Source organism: Devosia sp. Root105 (genome assembly GCF_001424865.1).
In the GTDB taxonomy this organism is placed as follows: Bacteria; Pseudomonadota; Alphaproteobacteria; order Rhizobiales; family Devosiaceae; genus Devosia_A.
Map to the genome: position 1 here is coordinate 708,148 of NZ_LMCR01000001.1, position 20,707 is coordinate 728,854.

A 20,707-nucleotide genomic window follows, 5' to 3' on the forward strand; every position below is an offset into this window, starting at 1 on the left:
ACTGGCGTCGCCACATGGGAACCTGAGAGATGACCGGCCAGCTCGATGTGATTCGCGAGGCAAACCTGGGGATCATTGCCCTCAACCGGCCCGAGGCGATCAACGCGCTGAACCTCGAGATGATCGACGGCATCACCCGGGCGCTCGAGCAATGGGCCGATGACGACGAGATCCGGCTGGTGCTGTTCGAGGGCCGCGGCCCGCGCGGTTTCTGCTCGGGCGGCGACGTCAGGGCGGTGCGCCAGGCCGTGCTCGAGGGTAAGGCCGAGGAAGCCGACGCCTTCTTTGCCGCCGAGTACCGGATGAACGGCATCATCGCGCGTTATCCCAAGCCTTTGGTGGCGCTGACCCATGGCATCGTGATGGGCGGCGGCATCGGCATTGCCGGGCACTGCGCCTTCCGCTTCACCACCAGCGAGGCGCGTTTCGCCATGCCGGAGGCGGCGATCGGCTTTACCTGCGACGTGGGGGTGAACTTCATCCTCAGTAAGGCGCCGGTGCACCGGGCGCTGACTTTCGCGATGACCGGGGTGCCGGTGGGCGCCGCCGATGCGCTGGCGCTGGGGCTGACCGATTGCGCCATCGACCCGGCGCGGCGCGATGCGGTGCGCGCCGGAATTGCGGCGGCGGCGAGTGCGACGCGGATCGACGCAGCGCTCGGCGCGCTGATGCAGGCCGAGATGGCGCCGGTGGGCGAAGCGGTGTTGTGCGACGCGGCCGACCGGCACGCGGGCCTGGACTGGACGGATGAAGCGGTGATCGTCGGCACTGCCGGGCTCGAGCCGCAACTGGCGCAACTGGCGCTGCGCTCGCCGACCAGCCTCGTCGCCATAGCCGAAAGCCACCACGCGGCGCGGCGGTTCAGCCATATCGGCGCGGTACTGGCCGCAGACCTGCGGCTGGCACGCCTGCTGTGCCGGCTGCCGGATTTCGCCGAGGGGGTGCGGGCAGTGCTGGTCGACAAGGACCAGAAGCCCCTCTGGCGGCCCAACTCGCTGGCAGGCGTCGACCGGTCATCGATCCGGGCAGTGGTGGGCGCTGCCTGACGCGCCGAAAGCGCCTGAATTTAGCACTTCCTAAACCGTTCCATCGGATGCTGGCGCCGGGCAGAAGTCCACGGGGGCAGCCAAGTAGATGGCTCAGGCACGCAGCAAAACTATCGCCTTGCCGGCGATCGTCGATCTCGACGCGCTCGATCCTATTCGTGACGAGCTGGTCGACGCTATCGAATCCGGACCGGTTACGGTCTCGGGGGCAGCGATCGAACGGGTGGCGACCAACGCGCTGTTCATGCTGCTGAGTGCCGCCGAGACCGCCCGTCGCAACAATTTCGCATTTTCGGTCAGCGCGCCCAGCGAGGCGTTCCGGCTGGCTGTTTCGCGGCTGGGGCTTCAGGCCCCGTTCGCCGCGATCATGGAAGGGTAATTCATGCGTGTACTGACGGTTGACGATTCCCGAACCATTCTCGCCATGCTGCACCATACGCTCAGCAATGCGGGCTTCGAGGTGCTGCAGGCCGAAGACGGCCAGAAGGGCCTCGACGTGCTCAAGAACGAGAGCGTCGATGTGGTGATCACCGACATCAACATGCCGGTGATGGACGGGATCGAGTTCATCAAGAACGTCCGCGCCTCGGGCATGCACAACTCGCTGCCGATCCTGATCCTCACCACCGAAACCAGCCAGGACAAGCGCGACCAGGGCCGCGCTGCCGGCGGCACCGGCTGGATCGTCAAGCCGTTCGACCCGGAGAAACTGATCTCGGTGATCCACCGCGTGGTGCACTGAGTTCTTCCGCGCCTCTCTCGCCTTCCCGGCAACCCAGAAGGGTTCGTGACTAGTCCATGAGCGACCTCGACGACTTCAAGGCCACCTATTTCGACGAGTGCTCGGAGCTGCTGCTCGAACTTGAAGAGCAGTTCGCCGCCATCGAAGAGGGCGACCGCTCGAGCGACCGGCTGAACGCGGTGTTCCGCGCCATCCACTCGATCAAGGGTGGCGGTGGAGCGTTTGGTTTCCAGGGGCTGGTGGGGTTCGCGCATGCCTATGAGACGCTGCTCGACCATGTCCGTGACGGACGGGTGGAGCTCAGCGAACCGGTGGCGGCGCTCTGCATCCGCGCCAACGACATCGTCGCCGATTTCGTCGCGGCGGCCAAGGATGGCACCGAGCTCGAAGCCGGCTACGGCGCCGAGGAAAAGCACCAGTTCGACGCGCTGACCTCGGGCGACCCGGATATGGCCGGCGAGCCGATGGAAGAGTTCGACATCGACTTCGTGCCGGTCATGGTGACCATCGCCGGCGCCGAGGACGACGATGTCGTGGCCGAGGGGCCGCTGAGTCTTGCCGTGCTCGACGATGCCTTCGAGGCGCCGCCGCTGGCGCTGGAAGCCGGGCACTGGATCATCCGTTTCACCCCGCATTCCGATCTTTACGCCCGGGCCAACGACCCGCTGCTGTTGCTGCGCGAGCTCGGAACGCTGGGTGATATCAAGGTGCGGGCGGTGCTCGACGAGATTCCGGCGCTGGCCGATTTCGAGCCGTTCGGGGTCTATTGCAGCTGGGAGATCACGCTCAGCTCCGACACCGTGACCGAGGCGGCGATCGCCGAGGTGTTCGAGTTCGTCGAGGGCAATTGCGATCTCGAGATCACCCGCGGCGAAGCGCCGGTGGCGGAAGCAGCGCTTGATGCGCAGATCGAGGCGATGCCGTCGTTTGCCGAGCTGATGGCCGATGTGACGGAGCCCGTGGCTGCCATTGCCGAGGTCGAGGCCACCCCGACGGCCGAGCTGTTGAGCTTTGCCGATCTCGCCGAAAGCCTGAAGCCGGCGCTGAAGGCGGCGCCGCCGCTGATGCCGCCGCCGCTGAAGCAGGCGGCTCCCGCCGAGGAATTCGAAGGCGAGAACGACCGCCGTTCGGGCGCCGAGGATCGGCGCAATGGCGTGCAGTCGATCCGCGTCGATCTCGACAAGATCGACCGCGTGGTCAACATGGTGGGCGAACTGGTGATCACCCAGTCAATGCTCACCCAGCAGATGGATGAGACGCTGCGCGCCCGCTACCAGGAACTGGTGCGCGGCCTCGAAGTGTTGGCGCAGACGACGCGCGGCCTGCAGGATTCGGTGATGGCGATCCGCGCCCAGCCGGTGAAGACGGTGTTCTCGCGCATGCCACGGCTGGTGCGCGAACTGGCGACGAAGACCGGCAAGAAGATCCGGCTCGAAACCATTGGCGAGAATACCGAGATCGACAAGACGATCATCGAGCAGCTTTCCGACCCACTGACCCACATGATCCGCAACTCGGCCGACCACGGCATCGAGAGTCCGGAAAAGCGGTTGGCCGCGGGCAAGAACGAGTCCGGGGCGATTCGGCTGTCGGCCGAGCAGGCGGGCGGCAACATCCTGATCGCGGTGGAAGACGATGGCGGCGGCATCAACCGCGAGCGCGTGCTGCAGGTGGCGCGCGACCGCGGCGTGGTGGGGCCGGAGCAGGCGCTGAGCGACGAGCAGATCGACCAGTTAATCTTCGCGCCGGGCTTTTCGACTGCCTCTGAAGTCTCCGACATTTCGGGCCGCGGCGTCGGCATGGACGTGGTGCTCAGTAACATCAAGAAGATCGGCGGCTCGGTGCACGTGAAGAGCTGGACCGGCAAGGGCACGCGGATGACGCTGCGCCTGCCGCTGACCCTCGCGGTGCTTGACGTGATGCTGGTGAAGGTGGCGGGTTCGCCCTACGTGATCCCGCTCTCGTCGATCGTCGAGACCATCCAGTGCGCCCGGGCCAATTTCTCGCGCATGCCCACGGGTGGGCAGGTGCTGCAGGTACGCGGCGAATATGTGCAGGTGGTGGACCTGGCGTCGCGCTTCGAGATGACCACCGAGGTCGAGCGCGACAACCGCTTCGTGGTGCTGTGCGAGGCCGAAGGCGGGGTGAAGGTGGCGGTGATCGTCGACGACATCATCGGCCAGCAGCAGGTGGTGATCAAATCGCTGGAGGAGAACTTCCAGTCGATCGAAGGCATCGCCGGTGGCACCATTCTCGGCGACGGCAACGTAGCGCTGATCGTCGACGTGCAGGGTTTGAAATCCGCCACCGCGGCTCACAAGAGCGCTGCCTGAGGCAGCGCTGAACCACAGATCTGACGCCGGCCAGGAGGCCGGCAGGAAAGGCAGAAGACCAAATGGAATCCCTCGCATTCAAGGACGACATCTCCGGCAGCGTCGCGGCTGCCGCCAACTCGCTGCAGCTGATCGCGTTCTCGATCGGCGAGCAGACCTACGGCGTGGAAATCACCACGGTGCGCGAGATCCGCGCCTGGAACGGCGCGACGCCACTGCCCAACACCCGCGAGTTCGTGCGCGGGGTGATTAACCTGCGCGGTACGATCGTGCCGATCTTCGACCTGCGCGCCCGCTTCGGCGAAGGCCAGACCTCGCCGACCAAGAACCACGTCGTGGTGGTGATGAGCGTCGGCGAAAAGTGGGTGGGGATCCTGGTGGACGCGGTGTCCGACATCCTGACCGTCGCCAAGACCGACATCCACAACGTGCCCGAGGGCAACTCGATCGACACCGAACTGTTGAACGGCATCGTGACGCACGAAAGCCGCATGGTCGGGCTGATCGACCTGCACGCGGTGGTGTCTGGGGCGAAGATGGACAGCTGAGGCGGAGCCATCGCTGAAAGCTGCAAGGGCCGTCCGCGAGGGCGGCCCTTTTGTTTTCGGATGTGTGAGACACCGGCGGTGGAGCGAGCGCCTTCTCCCACAAGGGGAGAAGGCCACCCAGCCACCGCCGGTGTCTCACGCCAAGACTGAGCGCCTAATGAAAATTCCGGCCGGACGGCAGCGCGGCGTAGGCTTCGCGGTCGAGCTGTTCGCGGCGGCGGCGCTCGCCCTCGTCGCGGCCGGGGTGCGGGCCGGTCCGCCCCTCGTCGCCGTGCGCCAAAATCCCGTTGCCGATATCGAGGCCCTGCGCCAGGTCGAGCAGGCTGGGGGTGAAATCGGTGAAGCTGCGGGAGACGAGATGGGTGACGAGGCCTTCGCGCTGCAGCTGACCCCGCACCGCCAGCAGGCGTGAACCGAGCACGACGCGGCGATTTTTGTCGAAGGTCTTGTTCCACACGATGATATTGGCGATGCCGGTTTCATCCTCCAGCGTCATGAAGATCACCCCGCTCGCCGTCCCCGGCTGCTGGCGCACCAGCACCAGGCCGGCGGTCTCGACGATGGCGCCGTTCGGTCTGTCGATCAGGTCGGAACAGCGCAGGATGCCGCGCCGATCGAGTTCGGGTCGGAGGAACCCCACCGGGTGCCCCTTCAGCGACAGCGACAGCGTCCGGTAGTCGTGCACCACCGATTCTCCCTGGGCCATCACCGGCAGGTCGCTCTCGGCATCATCGGGTTTCGACACTTTCTTCGAGATCGCGAATAGCGGCAGCTGCTCAGCTCCAGCCACGCCGTTGAGCCCGCGGACCACCCAGAGCGCCTCGCGCCGGTTGAGCCCCATCGAGCCGAAGGCATCGGCCTCGGCCAGCTTTTCCAGCGTCGCCACCGGAATGCCCGTCCGCACCCAGAGGTCGCGGATCGAGGCGTAGCCATCACCGCGGCGGGCGACGATCAGGTTGGCATGATCCTGCTTCAGCCCGATGACCTGCCTGAGGCCGAGCCGGATCGCCTTGTTCGACAGGATATCGTCCCGCATTTCGGCATGTTGTTTGGCGAGCCGTTGGCGCGCCGGAACGCCAGCTTCCAGCACATGCAGCCAGTCCGAGCGGTTGACATCGGCGACCCGCATCTCGACCCCGTGCTCGACGGCGTCACGGACGATCTGCGCCGGCGAGTAAAACCCCATCGGCTGGCTGTTGAGCAGCGCGCAGGCGAACACATCGGGGTAGTGGCACTTCATCCAGCACGAGGCATAGACCAGCAGCGCAAACGAGGCGGCATGGCTTTCCGGAAAACCGTAATCGCCAAAACCCTCGATCTGGGCGAAGCAGCGCTGGGCGAAGTCGTCAGGATAGCCATTCTTCTTCATGCCGCTCAGGAAGCGGTCCTTGAGGGTATGGATGGTACCGTTGCGCCGGAACGTCGCCATGGCGCGGCGCAGCTTGTCGGCTTCGCCGGGGGTGAAGCCGGCGGCGACAATGGCGATCTGCATCGCCTGTTCCTGGAACAGTGGGATGCCCTTGGTGCGATGGAGCACGGCATCCAGCTCTGGCGATAGAGACTCAACCGGCTCCAGCTCCTGCCGGCGCTTCAGATAGGGATGCACCATGCCGCCCTGGATCGGGCCGGGGCGGACGATCGCCACCTCGATAACGAGGTCGTAAAACTCCACCGGCTTCAGCCGCGGCAGCATCGACATCTGCGCCCGGCTCTCGATCTGGAACACCCCAATAGTGTCGGCGCGATGCGTCATCCGGTAGACCGGGGCCTTCACCTCAGGCTGGGTTTCCTCGGCCATCAGCTGCGGCAGCGTGACATCGCGATCATAGTGCTGGTGCAGCAGCTCGAACGAACGGCGGAGGCAGGTGAGCATGCCGAGCGCCAGGATATCGACCTTGAGGATGCCGAGCGCGTCGATATCGTCCTTGTCCCACTCGACGATGGTGCGGCTCTCCATCGCCGTCTTCGAAATCGGCACCAGGCTCTCGAGCGAATCGCGGGTGATGACGAAGCCACCGACATGCTGGCTGAGGTGGCGGGGGAAGGATTTCAACACCGGCACCACGTTGAACATCTGCGTCAAGGTCGGATCGTCCGGATCGAGCCCCAGCATCCTGATGCCCTTGAGGTCGGCGGCATTGCCCCAACCCCAATGCAGCTGGTTGAGCGCCCCGATGGTGTCGTCGGAAATCCCGAACACCTTGGCGGTTTCACGGATGGCGCTCTTCGAGCGATAGGAGATGACCGTCGCGGTCAGCCCGGTCCGCTCACCACCATATTTGTGGTAGACATACTGCATCACCTCTTCGCGCCGCTCATGCTCGAAATCGACGTCGATATCGGGCGGCTCGTCGCGCTCGGTGCTGAGGAAGCGGCCGAACACCAGGGTGACCTTGGTGGGGTCGACCTCGGTCACGCCGAGGCAATAGCAGACCGCCGAATTGGCGGCCGAGCCGCGCCCCTGGCAGAGGATTTTGAGCTTATGGCGGGCGTAGCGCACCACATCCTCGACGGTGAGGAAGTAGGAAGCGTAGCCCTTGTAGGCGATGAGGCAGAGTTCGCTCCACAGGCTCTGTTTGATGCTGTCGGGGATGCCATCGGGATAGCGCCAATGCGCCCCTTCCCAGGTCAGCCGCTCCAGCGTCTCCTGCGCCGTCTCGCCATTGCCGATGGTTTCGGTCGGATAATTGTATTTCAACTGGTCAAGGCTGAAGCCGATACGACCCAGCAGCACCTGCGTCTCAGCGATGGCGTCGGGATGCTCGGCGAACAGCCGGGTCATCTCGCTCGCCGGTTTCAGGTAGCGCTCGGCGTTCTGCTGCAAGCGCCGGCCGGCGGTTTCCAGCGTCAGGTGCTCGCGGATGCAGGTCACCACGTCCTGGACGATCTTACGGTTGGGCTCATGGTAGAGCACGTCATTGACCGCCAGCAGCGGCACCTTGGCTGCCGCCGCCATCGCGGCCAGCCGGTTGAGCCTGCCACGGTCGGTGCCCTTGAAGGTCACGGCTGCGGCCAGCCAGACATTGCCCGGGCTGAGCTTGGCGAGGCGTTCGAGCACCGCGCCGGAATGCTCCCAGCGCGTCTCGTCGCAGTGGAGGATCAGCAGCTGGCCTTCGATGAAATCCTCGAGGTCGGCGAAGCTCAGCACGCACTTGCCCTTCTCGCTCTCCTCGCGAAGGTTGCCGCGGCTCAGCATGCGGCAGAGCCGGCCATAGGCCTCACGGTCCGATGGGTAGGCGATGATGTCGGGGGTATCGTCGGCAAAGCAGAGCCGGACCCCGACGACGTAGCGGAAATCCGGCGCCTTATGCTTAAGGTCGCGATGCGCCACGTAACCGCGCACCACGCCGGCAAAGCTGTTGCGATCGCAGATGCCGACGCCGCTCATCCCCAGTTCGATCGCTGCCGAGACCAGTTCCTCGGGATGTGAACCGCTTCTCAAAAACGAGAAGTTCGACGTCACCATCAGTTCGGCATAGCTGGGCCGGCTCATGCGAAGAACCCGTGCAGGAACCAGCGCGGCGCTTCGGCAGCGCCATAGAGCCCGATGCGGAAAATCCAGAGCCGCCGGCCGCCATCGTCCTCGATGATGTAATAGTCGCGCACGGTGGTCAGCGGATCGAACGCCGCGAGTGCGGAAACATGCTCCGGCTCCCTGGGTTTCTGAGTTTCAGTTTTGGGGTCGTCGCGCGGGTCGCGCCGCTTGCTGCCACGCTCTGGCCGTTCCAGCACCTCGAGGTTTTTGCCCGAGCGCCACCACTCGGCTTCGATCCGCTCCGGCCCCGAGGCCTTGAGGATACGGTAAGCGATGCGCCGCCAGATGATCCGCATCGGCGGGCCATGCGGCACCTCCGCCATCACGTTGATCGGTTCCGGATTGGGCAATAAGCGGAGCGGCCGCCGAAGTTCCGGATCGGGCAGCGCTTCCGGATCATCCTCGGTCTGGGCGATCACCGGCTCGAACTTCGTGGCCCGCTCGGGGATGTGAGTGTTGACGAATTTCGAGCGGGTCAGCGCCAGCGGGCCGAGCCGGCTGGTCATCCGATCGTAGAGCCGGTCGAGATCCTGTGCCCCGTCCTCTACCTCGAACGCCCCAAGCTGCGTGCTCTGCACTTCGGACAGCGAGCTTGCGGCGAGCCGGATCATGTCGATACCGAACCCGGCATCATATTCGCCTTCGAGCCGTTCGGAGCGGTGCACGAACAGCTGGGCGATATGGTTGGGGTCGCGGGTTGCCCGGCCGGCATTGATGGTGAGGTTCATCACCTTGTGGTCGACCCGATAGAGCAAGAGGTGGAAGGTCTGGGCCCCAAGGCCCTCGGCTTCGAGCCGCAGGCCGAGCTGGATGGCGAGATCGCGCGCCGTCATCAGCACGTCGTCCATGTAGCCGATGGGTTCGGCGAAACGGCGCTCGGCATAATATTCGGCGATCGGCAGGCGTGGGGTGATCCGCTCTTCGATCCGGCCCAGCGCCTGGTCGAGCCTTAGAATCAGCGTTTCGCCGAAGCGGGCCTGCAGCGCCCGCCGATCCCGGCCATAGAGCTGGCCGATGCTCTTGAGCCCCATCTGGTTGAGCCCGGCAACCTGCGCCTCTTCGAGCCGCAAGCCGACGATCGGCAGGCTGGCGAGCGCCGCTTCGGTCTCGCCTTTGGGGACGATGCTGCCGGCGGAGAAATGCGCCAGGGCCCAGGCCGCCCCAACCGTATCGGCGATAGCGCCGGAGACGGTAAAACCCAGAATGCGCAGCCGGCTGACCAGCACCTCGAGCATTTTCTGTTCGCCGCCGAACAGGTGGGCCACCCCGGTGATGTCGAGCACCAGGTCGCCATAGGGCGCCGCTGCCGTGTGCACGGCGACGATCGGGCTGGCGTTGGAATGCCAATCGGCAAAATCGGCGAACACCTGCTCAAGGTAAGCCCGGTCGATCTCGCGCACTTCGAGTTCCGGCACCAGCGCCCGTGCATCCGAAAGGTTCTGCCCGGAGATCAGGTTGGCCTTGGTCGCTGCCGCATCCACCGCGGCGAGCCGCATGGCGCCCTTCTGCTTTTCCCACAGGGCCAGCGGGCGCGACGAGCCGGCGAGCGCCGGGTCAGCCCGCTTGAGACAGTCGGTGGCCCAGCGGGGCAGCGACAGGGCGAGATGTCGGCGCCGTTCGGTGAACAGCAGTTCCGGTGCGGCGTTTGGGTTCGACTGAAACGAAGCCATTTTCTGTCCAGTCCACAAGCATGGTCTTGCCTTCGGCGCGCTGCGTCTTGTCGCCGAGCCGGCCTTTTTCGATCTCGACCTGGAAGCGGGGAATTCCGGGAGCGCGCGGGTCGAACGGCAACTCCCCGCTCATTGCCGGCGAGATCCGCCAACGCAGTTTGGCGGCGCTCGCCTCGCGGCCCCGGCCATAGCGCACGAGGAAAGCCGAGGTCCCGGCGGCGGCGGCGCGGAGGCTCAGCCGGCGCGATACGGTGAAATCCAGCGCCTTGGGGTGGCTGGCGAGATCGGCGATAACCCCGGCCACCGCCCGGCAGGCAATGGCTTCCTCCATGGCCCAGAGCAGCTCGGTCATGCTGTCGATCCGGCCGATCACCAGCTGCGCCGGATCGATGCCGAACTGCGTGAGCCCGGCGCCGTAGGGCAGCCCCAGCTCCTGGCCTTCCCCCACCAGCTGCAGATAGAGCACCGCCTGCCGCTGCGAGGTCAGCAGCTGCCGGGCGAGCCCGAAGGTGAAGCCGAGCGCCGCGCCGCTCTGGCGCTGCTCATCGGCAAACACCTCGTGCAGCAGGCCACTTGGGGCAGCGAGCAACTCGAGCGGATCGGCATTCTCGCCTCTATCATTGGCAGCCCGCCCCAGCCGTTCAGCCAGCATTGCCGCGCCTTCGGCCAGCAGCGGGCGCTTTTCCAGGGCGGCAATTTTCAGTCGTAAGGCATCGAGATCGTGGCGTGCGAGGCCCGGCATCTGAGCCTCCCTGTTGTCAGTAATTAGAACAAACAGGGAACACCAGAGTCCGGTGAGGAGTCAAGCAGAAGAGTCCGGCACACGCTGCGGTCACATCCTTGCGCTGCGGCAAGCGGGCACTTTCGCGATCGGGCGGGACTGCCTATGTTCCTCCCGAGCGCTTTCAGGAAAAGTTGCAGACTTTTCCGGTTCGAAAGCGCGACAAAATAAGAGCTGGAGCGTTTCGGCGTTTCCTTGAAACGGTGAAACACTCGAGTATCCGAAGGACTCCTCCCCATGTTCGATGCGTTGCGCTCCATCTTCCAGAGACCCGATGCCACTGTGCTCAGCATGGAGCCCAAACTGGCGGTCGCCGCCTTGCTGGTGCACCTCGCCGCCATCGACGGGCAGATCAGCGATCCCGAGCGCCAGGCGCTCGAGGGGACGCTGATGGATTATTACGGGCTCAACGAGACCGAGGTCAGCAAGTTGATCGTCGAGGCGACCAAGCGCGACCAGGAGTCGGTGGATTTCTACCGTTTCACCTCGGCGCTGAGCTCGCTCGACGAGGGCGAGAAGGTCGAGATCATCCGGATGATGTGGCAGGTGGTGTTCGCCGATAAGCGCAACCACGAGCTCGAGGACAATATGGTGTGGCGTATCGCCGAGCTGATCGGGGTATCGTCGCGCGATCGCACGGTGCTGCGCAACCAGATGGCGCGGGCCTGATGCGATGATCATCATCTCGACCACGCCGACGCTCGAGGGCCGGCCGATACGCGATTACCTCGGCATCGTCACCGGCGAGGTGATCGTCGGCGCCAATATCTTCAAGGATCTGTTTGCCGGCATTCGCGACATCGTCGGTGGCCGGGCCGGGGCCTATGAAGGGGCGCTGCGCGACGCCCGCAACACCGCGTTCAACGAACTCAGGGCCGAGGCGCAACGGCTCGGGGCCGACGCGGTGGTGGGGGTCGATATCGATTACGAAGTGGTCGGGCAGGCCGGCTCGATGCTGATGGTCTCGGTGTCCGGCACGGCGGTGCGGCTGTAGGGGCGCGCACCTAATCCTCATCCGCGGTGGTCATCCCCGCGAAAGCGCATATGCGCCAAGTCACGGTCGTGCCCCACCCACCGGCTGTCATCCCAGCGAAAGCTGGGACCCACCTATCCACTTGCGCTGCGGCGAGTTGGGTCCCTGCTTTCGCAGGGATGACACCGAGCTTGGGGCGCCGTCTGGTGCTGTCGCCTTAGCGCTGGATCGGAACATCTCAGGATGCGCCCCGGCCTTCGCCGGGGTGACACCGTGGTGTGGAACGCTCAGCGCGTCCAGGCCTCGAACTTGCCGACATATTCCGGCTCATCCGTCTCGCAGTCGAAATCCTTCGCCTTGCTATCGGCGGCCTGGCGCGCCAAGGCTTCGGCGTCTGAGTTGGCCAGCGCATCGACATAGGCGATGTGGCAGGTGGCGCCGGGGCTGATCCTGGTCACCACCAGCACCTCGCCGTCGGGCTTGCCCTCCTCGCCCTTGGTGAAGAAGCGGAGGATCGAGGCAAACGGCTTCCAGTAACCGTCGGCGTTGGAAACGCGCCACTCGATCTTGTCGCCCAGCCGGTTGGGCGGCTGCAGCCGCTGCTTGGCCGCTTTCTCGGTGGTCGAGTTGAGGCCGTAGGAGACGGCCATCCGGAGGTCACTCTCGGAAACCATCACCGGCATGCCCTTGAGCCCGGTGCAGGCCCAGGTGGAACCGAAATCGTCAGACTGCATCACCGTGCAATCGATGTTGAGGTCGAGGTTGGTCTCGCTCGATTCGATCTGCTGTGCGACGGCGGGTGCGGCGAGCAAAAGCCCGACGGCGACATAAAGCGCACTGGCGAAAAACCGTCCCATCACGGCAAATCCTCCTTAAGGCTGCATGCCACCCGCGCATTCGTATGCCTTGCAATCATGGCCCCGGATAGGCCACAACCCGGCGAAATCGAAACGGTCACCGCTTCATGAAGCGTCGACCGTCTCTTAGTTTTCGTTTGTCGCGCTTCCGAACCGGAAAAGTCTGCAACTTTTCCTGGAAACGCTCAGGACCCTAAGGCAGCCCCAATGAATATCGACGCGATCCCGATCGGCAAGAATCCCCCCGACGACCTCAACGTCATCATCGAGGTGCCGCTGGGCGGCGAGCCGATCAAGTACGAGATCGACAAGGCCTCGGGCGCCCTGTTCGTCGACCGTTTCCTCTATACGCCGATGCGCTATCCGGGGAATTACGGCTTCGTGCCGCACACCCTGTGCGGTGACGGCGACCCGCTCGATGTGATCGTGATGAACTCGCGGCCGCTGGTGCCGGGCGCGGTGGTGCGCTGCCGGCCGTTCGGCGTGCTGTTCATGGAAGACGATGGCGGCAAGGACGAGAAGATCCTCGCCGTGCCGGTATCCAAGCTCACCAAGATGTATGACGGGATCAACGACATCACCGACATGCAGCCGATCCAGCTCGAGCGGGTGAAGCACTTTTTCACCCACTATAAGGATCTCGAGCCGGGCAAGTGGGCCAAGATCGAAAAGCTCGGCGGTGTCGACGACGCCCGCCAGGTGATCCTCGAATCGATCGAGCGCGCCAAGGCCGAGAAGTAAGCTCAGTCGGGTAATCCTGGCGCAATGCTTGTCTCTCCAATTGTGAGTCCCATATCGGGGGCTCACCTTGGAGGACCGGATGAAAGCCGTACTGACCGCACTCGCCGCCGCCCTGTTGTCGACTGCCGGTGCGCTGGCGCAAAGCCCGACCGGCGCGGCGATCGAACAGATTCTGGTCGAGCGGATCGATACGGCCGAGCAGAATGTCGGCATCGCCGTCGCGGTGATCGAGAATGGCGCGCCGCGCTTTGTCGCCCACGGTCATCCGGCGCTTGGTGATGCCGAAGGGATCGACGAACACACGGTGTTCGAGATCGGTTCGGTGACGAAACTGTTCACCAATGTGCTGCTCGCCGAGCAGGTGCTGGCCGGCAAGATCGACCTCGATGCGCCGATCGTGAATTACCTGCCTGCTGGCATCGTGCTGCCTGAACGCGGCGGCAAGCAGATCACCACGTTCGACCTGGTAACGCATTCATCGGGTCTGCCCTCGGTGCCGCCGGGGCTCGGCGCGGCCAATCCGGCCAACCCCTATGCCGGCTATGGGGCTGCCCCGCTCTATCAGTTCCTTCAGAGCTACCAGCTGCCGCGCGATATCGGGGCGGAGTTCGAGTACTCCAATATCGGCCTGGCGCTGGTGGCGCAGGCCGTCGAGCAGGTCACCGGCAAAAGCTATGCGAGCCTCCTCGACGAGCGTATCTTTACCCCGCTCGGGATGACCGAGACGGCGCTGACCACCACACCCGAGCTCGAGCAACGGCTGGCGCATGGCCACGACGCGGCGCGCAACCCGGTGAGCAACTGGGACCTCGAGGTGTTTGCCGGCGCCGGGGCGCTGCGTTCAACTGTTGCCGATGTCAGCAAGTTCATTGCCGCGGCAAGCGGGGCGGTGCCGTCGCCGCTCGATCCGGCCTTCGCCATCATGCTGGAGCGGACCCGGCCGTCCGACCCGAGCGGCGGCAGGGTCGGGCTCGGCTGGTTCACGCTCACTCACCCCGAGGGCGAGATTGCCTGGCACAACGGCATGACCGGCGGCTACAACGCCTTTGCCGGCTATGATCGGCAGAGCCGCAAGGGCGTGGTGGTGCTCTCCAACATGGCGAGCACGGTGGGGATCGAGGATATCGGCTTCCACCTCCTCGCCGAAAACCTGCCACTGGCGCCGATGCCGAAGCTGCGCCAGGCGGCCGAGATCGATCCGGCGCTGCTCGACCGCTATGTCGGCAAATATGCCCTGACCCCGGCCTTCGTGCTCGAGGTGACGCGCGAGGGCGACGGGCTGTTCGTCCAGGCGACGGGGCAGGAAAAGCTCCCGGTATTCGCCGAGAACGAGACGACGTTCTTCTACAAAGTGGTCGATGCGCAGCTGAGCTTTGAGCTCGGGCCAGACGGCAAGGCGGCGAGGGTGACGCTGCACCAGGGCGGTTACAATCAGGCCGGTCAGCGGATTGAATAGTGACCCCTTGAAACTGTGAAACCGGGTTCACATATATCGGTCAACGGTTGGATCGGGGCGCTGTCCCTCCCGGCGACGCGATCCCAGCCAATGAAAGGCGCTCCCCTAACGGGTTGAGCGCCTTTCTCTTTTTCAGCGCATAGGAGGGCAGCAATGGGCGGACGGATCGTCATCCTCAACGGTACGCCGCGGGCCGGGAAATCTTCGATCGCGCGGGCGCTCGTGGCTCAGCTGCCGGGGCGCTGGGTGAACCTCGGCGTCGACCGAATGAACGCGGCGCTGCCCAAGGACATGCTGCCGGGGATCGGGCTTCGGCCCGGCGGTGAGCGGCCGGACCTCGAGCCGACCGTGGTGCGGCTTTATGCCGAGCTTTACGACGAGATCGCCGAACGGGCAGGCGCCGGCGAGGACCTGGTGGTCGATGTCGGCCACCATGACAGCTACTCGCGGCCACTCGGCATTCTCCCGGCGTCGGCGCGGCGGCTCAGCGGCTTGCCGGTGCTGTTCGTCGGGGTGTGCTGCCCGATCGAAACCATCATGGCGCGCCGCAATGCCGACCCACAGGGCGGCTTCTATGTGGCGGGCGACGGGGTTCCGGAGCCGGTACGGCGCTGGCAGGAGGCGGTACACCAGCCGGGGATCTACGATCTCGAAGTGGACAGCTCAGTGATGACGCCGGAGCAGTGCGTTGCGGTGATTGCTGCCGCGCTTACCGCGCCGGTGAGGCCGAGTGCGTTCGAGCGGCTGGCGGCAACTAGCGCCGGCGCGGGCTGACCCCCACCCCTGTCTCCTCCCCGCAAGGGGAGGGAGACCCCCACACCAGCATCTCAGTTTGCGTCTCCCTCCCCCTTGCGGGGAGGGATCAAGGGTGGGGTCCACGGCCACCGGCGTTCGCGGCTTACAGCCCCTAAGGATACCCAGCATGAGGCACGGCAACCCTGGTGCTGAACACCCGGCCGGTGGGCTTGCTGACATCGACGCTGCCGGTCCACTCGTTGGCGATCATGTAGAGCGTCTTGCCATCGGCGCCGCCGAGCATCACCGCGAAGCACATGCGATCGAGCTCGAACTTTTCGACGATCTCGCCGCTATCGCGGATGCGCAGCACGGTCGGGCCGGTGGAGGTCCAGATGGCGCCTTCGGCATCGGCGCAGATGCCGTCATTGCCGTACTGCCCGACATTGCCCCAGAGCCGGCGATTGGAAAGGCTCCCGTCCTCGCCGATGTCGAAGGCGGTGAGGTTGCCGTTGAACGATTCGGCGCAGACCAGCGTCTTACCGTCGGCGAGGATCGCCATGCCGTTGGGGAAGGCGAGGCCTTCGGCGACCTTGCGGCTGGTGCCGTCGGGTTCGACCAGCGCGATGAAGCCGGGGCGGAACTCGCCGCCGGGGAAATCGAAATCGACATTGTTGACGTAGATGTGGCCGGCCGGGTGCACGGTGATCTCGTTGCAGCCGCGCTCCGACAGGCTCGAGAGATCGGCAAAGCGGGCAAAGCTGCCATCGGGCTGGCGCAGCTGCAGCTCGTTGTCGGCGGCGTGCACCAAGAGCATGCGGCCATCGGGCAGCCAGTCGAACGAGAAGGGGAGCGAGGCCACCTCCGCCTCGACCGTCGAGCGGCCGTCGGTGTCGATGGTGTAGAGCTTCTGGCCGACCCAGTCGGCGAACCAGAGCTTGTTATCATGCCAGCGCGGGCATTCCCCGAGCAGGATTCCATCCATCAGCTGGGTGATCTCGGTCATCGCTAAACTCCCTGATTGCTCTCAAAACAATGTCGGGCGAGGCGCGGCCATTTCGACAGGTCCGCAAAAGAAATCGGGCGCCGGAGGGGGATCCGGCGCCCGATTGGTTCAATGATTCACGTGAAGCAGTCGGGGGTTAGTGCCCGCCCATGCCGGCCATTTCGGGGTTCGCCGGCGGCTTCTTGACGAAGAAGGCCGCGACAATGGCGAACAGCGAGATGATGGCGCCGGTCATGAAGCCGGTGCGGATACCGGCGGCGAGCGCCGTCACCGGCTCGGTGCCGGCCGCCGTCAGCGCCGCCGACTGGATGGTCATCAGCGCGATGAACAGCGCCACGCCGGCCGCACCCGCCACCTGCTGGACCGAGCCGAGGATGGCCGAACCATGCGAATAGAGCTGCATGGGAAGCGAACTCAGCGACGCGGTGAACAGCGGCGTGAACATGATGGCGAGGCCGATGCAGAGCGCGATATGGCCGGCGAGGATCACCCAGATCGATGTCGACTGATCGACCAGGGTCAGGCCCCAGAGCACGGCGCTGACGATGATCGAGCCGGGCACCAGCAGGCGAGTGGCGCCCCACTTGTCGTAGAGCCGGCCGACGATCGGGCCGAGCAGACCCATCATCAGGCTGCCCGGGAGCAGCATCATGCCGATCTGCAGCGGATCGAGCTTGATGACGTTCTGCAGGAACAGCGGCAAGAGGATGATGACGCCGAACAGCGACATCATGGCGATCGCCATCATCACCACCGACAGGGTGTAGTTGGTGATGGCGAAGGCGCGGAGGTCGAGCAGCGCCTTATCCTTGAGGCTGAGCTGGCGGAACACGAACAGCACCATGGCAACGAGCCCGACGCCGAGCGGTATCCACGGCGACATGCCGTGCTCGCCGGCGGCAGCGGCTTCGCCGAAGCCGGAGAGGCCGTAGACGATGCCGCCGAAGGCGAAGACCGACAGCACGACCGAGATCAGGTCGAGCGGGGTGGAGCGCGGGGTCGAGACGTTCTTCATCCGCCAGGCGCCCAGCGCCAGCGCCGCCAGCGCAATCGGCAGCACCAGGATGAACATGAAGCGCCACTCGAAGTGAGTGAGGATGAAGCCGCCGATAGTCGGGCCGATGGCGGGCGCCACCGACATGACGATCGAGATGTTGCCCATGGTCTTGCCGCGCGATTCGGGCGGCACCAGCGTCATCACCGTGGTCATCAGCAGCGGCATCATGATCGCCGTGCCGACGGCCTGGATGACGCGGCCGAACACCAGGAGCTCAAGGCCCGGCGAGACGGCGCAGATCAGCGTTCCCACAGAGAAGATCGCCATGGCGAGCATGTAGATCGGCCGGGTGTTGATGCGCTGCAAGAGGAACCCGGTGATCGGAATGACCACCGCCATGGTGAGCAGGAACGCCGTGGTCAGCCACTGCGCCGCGCTGGCAGTGACGCCCAGATCGGTCATCAGCGGCTGGATCGCCACGCTCATGATGGTTTCGTTGAGAAACACCACGAAGGTGGAGACAAGCAGCAGCGCGATCACCAGCCGGTTGCGGGCGGCGGTGGACGAATCGACCGGCGCAGCGGCGGCAGTCGACGGAATATCGGTCATCGTTTCGGAGGTCATTTGTGGCCTGCCTTGCGGTGAGAGGAAACAAAATCGGGGAGGCTGAATGGCACGGATGGGGTGGCGGCGGCCAGCCCGCAGGGCGCATAGCGCCCGTGCAGGGGCGCGGCAATTACCGACGGGGTCATAGGGAAATCTCCTTGGCTTTCACCAGTACGACGAGCGACCGGTGGCGAAATCGACAGCGTGCGCCGCAAAAATAGTTAAGCGGCGGATTAAGCGTTGATGAGGCAAGAGTCAATGTCGGGGCGCGACGAGGGACCAGGTCGTCAGCACGCGTGGCGGTGGTGGTAGCGCAAGGTGGGGGGCTTGAAGCAAGCCCCTTGTGACCCATATGTAGAAACTGAGGCGTTGCCCTACCTATGTGCCGCCGGACAATTTCGAAGGGCTGGAGCATTGCTCCGGCCCTTTGCTTTTCCCTCGGCTCGAGCCGCGCGGGAACCTTTTCCTGCCGCTCCACTCCAATGTTCGACGCGCCACCGAGGCGCGCCGATGATGGAGTTCACCATGAAGATCCTGCCGCTCGTTCTCGCCCTGACGCTCGCCGGCACGCTGCCGGTGCTGGCGCATGATGTGCCCACCGAGATCGCCAAGTCGCCGCCATCAGGCGCCTTCAAGGCCGTCAGCTCGCTGGTCAAGCTGCCCGACTTCCTGCCCGGCATGGGGCAGCTCTATGTCGATCCGGCGTCGCTGCCGGCCGGCCCGTTCCTCGCCTACGACCATGATGGCAAGCTGGTCAGCACCATCTACATGCTGCCGATCAAGGACCTCAATCCGGACAAGCGCTTCGACGACCTGGCAGCGCCAGGCGGCAATGTCGATCACGTCGATGTCTATTTCAATGCCGGGCATCCCGGCGTCGAGGAGCCGCATGTGCACGTCGTGCTGTGGCATGTGCCGGTGGCCGACGAGGCGCGGGTGGCGCAATGATCGCGACGCGCAGACAGGCGCTGCAGGCCGGCGGGGGTCTCCTCGCCGCCGTGCTGCTGCGACCATCGCCGGTGCTGGCGGCAGGGACGGTGGAGATCGTCATGCAGGGGACGCCGGACGGCTCGCAGGTGTGGTTCGATCCGGTCGGGATCCTGGTGCTGCCAGGCCAGACGATTCGCTGGACCAACCGTGACCTCGGCAATTCGCACACGGTGACGAGCTATCACCCGAGCCTGTTCGATCGGCCGCGGCGCATCCCCGAGGCGGCGACGCCCTGGGACTCGGACTACCTGCTGCCGGACGAATCGTTCTCGCTGACGCTGAGCGTCCCCGGGGTCTATGATTACTACTGCGTGCCGCACGAGCATGCCGGGATGGTCGGCCGCGTCGTCGTCGGCACGCCGAGCGCTAGCGCCGCCGACTATGCCAATGCCGGGGCCGCGCTGACCGAGTTGCCACAGGTCGCGCTGGCCGGGTTCCCGGACGTCGCGGCGATCATCGCCGCTGCCGTGGTGCACCGCGAATAGGGGAGAAGCGCACATGCTGACGGTGCTGAAACAACGGAGCGAAGTGCGGGCGCTGAGCGAGTCCGAGTTGGTGGAGTTGGCGCGGCAGGGTGGCGAGAACGCCATACGCCTCTTGATCGAGCGCAACAACCAGCGGCTGTTCCGCGCGGCGCGGAGCGTTTTGCGCAATGACGGCGAAGCCGAAGACGTGGTGCAGGAGACCTATGTGAAGGCCTTCACGGCGCTCGCGAGCTTTCGCGGCGAGGCCAGCTTTTCCACATGGCTGACCCGCATCGCGCTCAACGAAGCAGTATCGCGGCTGCGGCGCCGCAAGCCCAGCAGCGCGCTCGAAGCGCTCGACCAGGCGGTGAGCGCCGATGCCGGCCTGGTGTCGCTGTTCCCGCTGTCGCTCGCCCCACTCCCCGCCGACATGGAGGCTGCCCGATCCGAGATGCGCCAGTTGCTCGAGACCGCCATCGACGGCCTGCCCGAGGGATTTCGCACGGTGTTCGTCCTGCGCGACGTCGAGGGGCTCAGCACCGAGGAAACGGCGGCGCACTTGCAGCTCAAGCCCGAGACCGTGAAGACCCGGCTGCACCGGGCGCGGCGCATGCTGCGCGTGGTGCTGGAAGAGCAACTGCGCGGCTCGTTCGCCGAGCTCTATCCGTTCGACGGGGCACGTTGCGTCAACATGGCAGAGCGGGTGATCGCGGTGCTGCGCGGGGCTTGATCGCTTTATTTCTACTACGCACCCTACCGGACACTGACCGTCCCACATCCACGGTGTCACCCCGGCGAAGGCCGGGGCCCATCCTGAGATACCGAGATGATCCTCGGAGCCGCAAAGTCCGCTGACGAGCTTGCCCCAAGCATGCTTGAGTACCGCGATGAGCAAGGTCTTCATCGTCTACATCATGGCGAGCCGTAAGAACGGAACACTCTACGTTGGCGTCAGCGGCGATCCCGAAGTGCGCATCTGGCAGCATAAGAACGATTGGTTCGAGGGGTTCACCAAACGCTACGGCGTCAAGCGACTCGTCTGGTACGAAGTGCACGAGGACGCCGAGGCTGCCATCCAGCGTGAAAAGCGGCTGAAGGAATGGCACAGGGCGTGGAAGATTCGACTGATCGAAGCGCGCAACCCGGATTGGCGCGATCTGTATCCAGAGGTGACGGGCGAGCGGTGAATTACTGCAGCATCTCAGGATGGGCCCCGGCCTTCGCCGG

20 protein-coding genes are annotated in these 20,707 nt (G+C 65.1%); 14 read left to right on the plus strand and 6 right to left on the minus strand.

What is annotated here, in order from left to right; genetic code table 11:
- Nucleotides 1-29 precede the first annotated feature (29 nt).
- From ASC68_RS03295 to ASC68_RS03315, 5 genes are all read left to right on the plus strand, one after another.
- Complete coding sequence (locus tag ASC68_RS03295; RefSeq protein WP_055874678.1) at nucleotides 30-1,046, plus strand: 3-hydroxyisobutyryl-CoA hydrolase; 1,017 nt, start codon at nucleotides 30-32, stop codon at nucleotides 1,044-1,046.
- Between the two features lie 88 nt (nucleotides 1,047-1,134).
- Nucleotides 1,135-1,425 (plus strand): STAS domain-containing protein, encoded by a 291-nt coding sequence (locus ASC68_RS03300; RefSeq protein WP_055874681.1) that lies wholly within the window; start codon nucleotides 1,135-1,137, stop codon nucleotides 1,423-1,425.
- Nucleotides 1,426-1,428: 3 nt separating this feature from the next.
- Nucleotides 1,429-1,788, plus strand: a complete 360-nt coding sequence (locus ASC68_RS03305; protein WP_055874686.1) for a response regulator — start codon at nucleotides 1,429-1,431, stop codon at nucleotides 1,786-1,788.
- Nucleotides 1,789-1,844: 56 nt separating this feature from the next.
- A complete protein-coding gene (locus ASC68_RS03310) occupies nucleotides 1,845-4,121 on the plus strand; it encodes a chemotaxis protein CheA (RefSeq protein ID WP_055874689.1) in 2,277 nt (758 codons plus the stop codon).
- A gap of 62 nt (nucleotides 4,122-4,183) precedes the next feature.
- Nucleotides 4,184-4,669: a chemotaxis protein CheW gene (locus tag ASC68_RS03315; protein WP_055874692.1), complete on the plus strand. Its 486-nt coding sequence runs from the start codon at nucleotides 4,184-4,186 to the stop codon at nucleotides 4,667-4,669.
- A 154-nt stretch (nucleotides 4,670-4,823) separates the two neighbouring features.
- Here ASC68_RS03315 and ASC68_RS03320 read toward each other — a convergent pair whose 3' ends face one another.
- From ASC68_RS03320 to ASC68_RS03330, 3 genes are read right to left on the minus strand one after another with little or no spacing between them, the layout of a single operon-like run.
- The gene (locus tag ASC68_RS03320) at nucleotides 4,824-8,162 is read right to left on the minus strand and encodes an error-prone DNA polymerase (protein WP_055874695.1); all 3,339 of its coding nucleotides are present in this window, start codon (nucleotides 8,160-8,162) and stop codon (nucleotides 4,824-4,826) included.
- Entirely contained in the window at nucleotides 8,159-9,874 is a 1,716-nt protein-coding gene (locus ASC68_RS03325; RefSeq protein WP_156387222.1) for a DNA polymerase Y family protein, read from the minus strand. The genes ASC68_RS03320 and ASC68_RS03325 overlap by 4 nt, the downstream gene beginning before the upstream one ends.
- Complete coding sequence (locus ASC68_RS03330) at nucleotides 9,759-10,616, minus strand: hypothetical protein (RefSeq protein ID WP_055874700.1); 858 nt, start codon at nucleotides 10,614-10,616, stop codon at nucleotides 9,759-9,761. Before ASC68_RS03330 ends, ASC68_RS03325 begins: the two co-directional genes overlap by 116 nt.
- A gap of 276 nt (nucleotides 10,617-10,892) precedes the next feature.
- On the opposite strand from ASC68_RS03330, the gene ASC68_RS03335 reads away from it, so the two are divergent.
- Nucleotides 10,893-11,324, plus strand: a complete 432-nt coding sequence (locus tag ASC68_RS03335; protein ID WP_055874702.1) for a TerB family tellurite resistance protein — start codon at nucleotides 10,893-10,895, stop codon at nucleotides 11,322-11,324.
- A 7-nt stretch (nucleotides 11,325-11,331) separates the two neighbouring features.
- Nucleotides 11,332-11,649, plus strand: coding sequence for a heavy metal-binding domain-containing protein (locus tag ASC68_RS03340; protein WP_055875960.1), 318 nt, complete (start codon nucleotides 11,332-11,334; stop codon nucleotides 11,647-11,649).
- A gap of 266 nt (nucleotides 11,650-11,915) precedes the next feature.
- Here ASC68_RS03340 and ASC68_RS03345 read toward each other — a convergent pair whose 3' ends face one another.
- A complete protein-coding gene (locus tag ASC68_RS03345) occupies nucleotides 11,916-12,485 on the minus strand; it encodes a hypothetical protein (protein WP_055874705.1) in 570 nt (189 codons plus the stop codon).
- 207 nt (nucleotides 12,486-12,692) lie between these two features.
- On the opposite strand from ASC68_RS03345, the gene ppa reads away from it, so the two are divergent.
- The 3 genes from ppa to ASC68_RS03360 all read left to right on the plus strand — a co-directional run bounded on the left by ppa (nucleotide 12,693) and on the right by ASC68_RS03360 (nucleotide 15,456).
- A complete protein-coding gene (gene ppa / locus ASC68_RS03350; RefSeq protein ID WP_055874708.1) occupies nucleotides 12,693-13,226 on the plus strand; it encodes an inorganic diphosphatase in 534 nt (177 codons plus the stop codon).
- 79 nt (nucleotides 13,227-13,305) lie between these two features.
- Nucleotides 13,306-14,682, plus strand: coding sequence for a serine hydrolase (locus ASC68_RS03355; protein ID WP_055874712.1), 1,377 nt, complete (start codon nucleotides 13,306-13,308; stop codon nucleotides 14,680-14,682).
- A gap of 153 nt (nucleotides 14,683-14,835) precedes the next feature.
- A complete protein-coding gene (locus ASC68_RS03360) occupies nucleotides 14,836-15,456 on the plus strand; it encodes a chloramphenicol phosphotransferase (RefSeq protein WP_055874715.1) in 621 nt (206 codons plus the stop codon).
- A 133-nt stretch (nucleotides 15,457-15,589) separates the two neighbouring features.
- Here ASC68_RS03360 and ASC68_RS03365 read toward each other — a convergent pair whose 3' ends face one another.
- Together ASC68_RS03365 and ASC68_RS03370 are read right to left on the minus strand one after the other, a co-directional pair.
- Nucleotides 15,590-16,423: an SMP-30/gluconolactonase/LRE family protein gene (locus ASC68_RS03365; protein ID WP_055874718.1), complete on the minus strand. Its 834-nt coding sequence runs from the start codon at nucleotides 16,421-16,423 to the stop codon at nucleotides 15,590-15,592.
- Nucleotides 16,424-16,559: 136 nt separating this feature from the next.
- On the minus strand, nucleotides 16,560-18,044 hold the full coding sequence (locus ASC68_RS03370) for an MDR family MFS transporter (RefSeq protein WP_055874721.1): 1,485 nt from the start codon (nucleotides 18,042-18,044) through the stop codon (nucleotides 16,560-16,562).
- A gap of 507 nt (nucleotides 18,045-18,551) precedes the next feature.
- Between ASC68_RS03370 and ASC68_RS03375 the strand changes: the two genes are divergently transcribed.
- The 4 genes from ASC68_RS03375 (at nucleotide 18,552) to ASC68_RS03390 (ending at nucleotide 20,667) form a co-directional block, all read left to right on the plus strand.
- Nucleotides 18,552-18,974 (plus strand): DUF5602 domain-containing protein, encoded by a 423-nt coding sequence (locus tag ASC68_RS03375; protein ID WP_055875962.1) that lies wholly within the window; start codon nucleotides 18,552-18,554, stop codon nucleotides 18,972-18,974.
- Nucleotides 18,971-19,501, plus strand: a complete 531-nt coding sequence (locus ASC68_RS03380) for a plastocyanin/azurin family copper-binding protein (protein WP_055874724.1) — start codon at nucleotides 18,971-18,973, stop codon at nucleotides 19,499-19,501. The genes ASC68_RS03375 and ASC68_RS03380 overlap by 4 nt, the downstream gene beginning before the upstream one ends.
- Before the next feature lie 13 nt (nucleotides 19,502-19,514).
- Nucleotides 19,515-20,210: an RNA polymerase sigma factor gene (locus ASC68_RS03385; protein ID WP_055874728.1), complete on the plus strand. Its 696-nt coding sequence runs from the start codon at nucleotides 19,515-19,517 to the stop codon at nucleotides 20,208-20,210.
- Nucleotides 20,211-20,367: 157 nt separating this feature from the next.
- Complete coding sequence (locus ASC68_RS03390; protein WP_055874730.1) at nucleotides 20,368-20,667, plus strand: GIY-YIG nuclease family protein; 300 nt, start codon at nucleotides 20,368-20,370, stop codon at nucleotides 20,665-20,667.
- Nucleotides 20,668-20,707: the final 40 nt, after the last annotated feature.

What these genes read in the sequence shown, in the direction of transcription:
- ASC68_RS03295 (WP_055874678.1), top strand. Translation starts at nt 30, where the DNA reads ATGACCGGCCAGCTCGATGTGATTCGCGAGGCAAACCTGGGGATCATT.
- ASC68_RS03300 (WP_055874681.1), top strand. Translation starts at nt 1,135, where the DNA reads ATGGCTCAGGCACGCAGCAAAACTATCGCCTTGCCGGCGATCGTCGAT.
- ASC68_RS03305 (WP_055874686.1), top strand. Translation starts at nt 1,429, where the DNA reads ATGCGTGTACTGACGGTTGACGATTCCCGAACCATTCTCGCCATGCTG.
- ASC68_RS03310 (WP_055874689.1), top strand. Translation starts at nt 1,845, where the DNA reads ATGAGCGACCTCGACGACTTCAAGGCCACCTATTTCGACGAGTGCTCG.
- ASC68_RS03315 (WP_055874692.1), top strand. Translation starts at nt 4,184, where the DNA reads ATGGAATCCCTCGCATTCAAGGACGACATCTCCGGCAGCGTCGCGGCT.
- ASC68_RS03320 (WP_055874695.1), bottom strand. Translation starts at nt 8,162, where the DNA reads ATGAGCCGGCCCAGCTATGCCGAACTGATGGTGACGTCGAACTTCTCG.
- ASC68_RS03325 (WP_156387222.1), bottom strand. Translation starts at nt 9,874, where the DNA reads ATGGCTTCGTTTCAGTCGAACCCAAACGCCGCACCGGAACTGCTGTTC.
- ASC68_RS03330 (WP_055874700.1), bottom strand. Translation starts at nt 10,616, where the DNA reads ATGCCGGGCCTCGCACGCCACGATCTCGATGCCTTACGACTGAAAATT.
- ASC68_RS03335 (WP_055874702.1), top strand. Translation starts at nt 10,893, where the DNA reads ATGTTCGATGCGTTGCGCTCCATCTTCCAGAGACCCGATGCCACTGTG.
- ASC68_RS03345 (WP_055874705.1), bottom strand. Translation starts at nt 12,485, where the DNA reads ATGGGACGGTTTTTCGCCAGTGCGCTTTATGTCGCCGTCGGGCTTTTG.
- ppa (WP_055874708.1), top strand. Translation starts at nt 12,693, where the DNA reads ATGAATATCGACGCGATCCCGATCGGCAAGAATCCCCCCGACGACCTC.
- ASC68_RS03355 (WP_055874712.1), top strand. Translation starts at nt 13,306, where the DNA reads ATGAAAGCCGTACTGACCGCACTCGCCGCCGCCCTGTTGTCGACTGCC.
- ASC68_RS03360 (WP_055874715.1), top strand. Translation starts at nt 14,836, where the DNA reads ATGGGCGGACGGATCGTCATCCTCAACGGTACGCCGCGGGCCGGGAAA.
- ASC68_RS03365 (WP_055874718.1), bottom strand. Translation starts at nt 16,423, where the DNA reads ATGACCGAGATCACCCAGCTGATGGATGGAATCCTGCTCGGGGAATGC.
- ASC68_RS03370 (WP_055874721.1), bottom strand. Translation starts at nt 18,044, where the DNA reads ATGACCTCCGAAACGATGACCGATATTCCGTCGACTGCCGCCGCTGCG.
- ASC68_RS03375 (WP_055875962.1), top strand. Translation starts at nt 18,552, where the DNA reads ATGAAGATCCTGCCGCTCGTTCTCGCCCTGACGCTCGCCGGCACGCTG.
- ASC68_RS03380 (WP_055874724.1), top strand. Translation starts at nt 18,971, where the DNA reads ATGATCGCGACGCGCAGACAGGCGCTGCAGGCCGGCGGGGGTCTCCTC.
- ASC68_RS03385 (WP_055874728.1), top strand. Translation starts at nt 19,515, where the DNA reads ATGCTGACGGTGCTGAAACAACGGAGCGAAGTGCGGGCGCTGAGCGAG.
- ASC68_RS03390 (WP_055874730.1), top strand. Translation starts at nt 20,368, where the DNA reads ATGAGCAAGGTCTTCATCGTCTACATCATGGCGAGCCGTAAGAACGGA.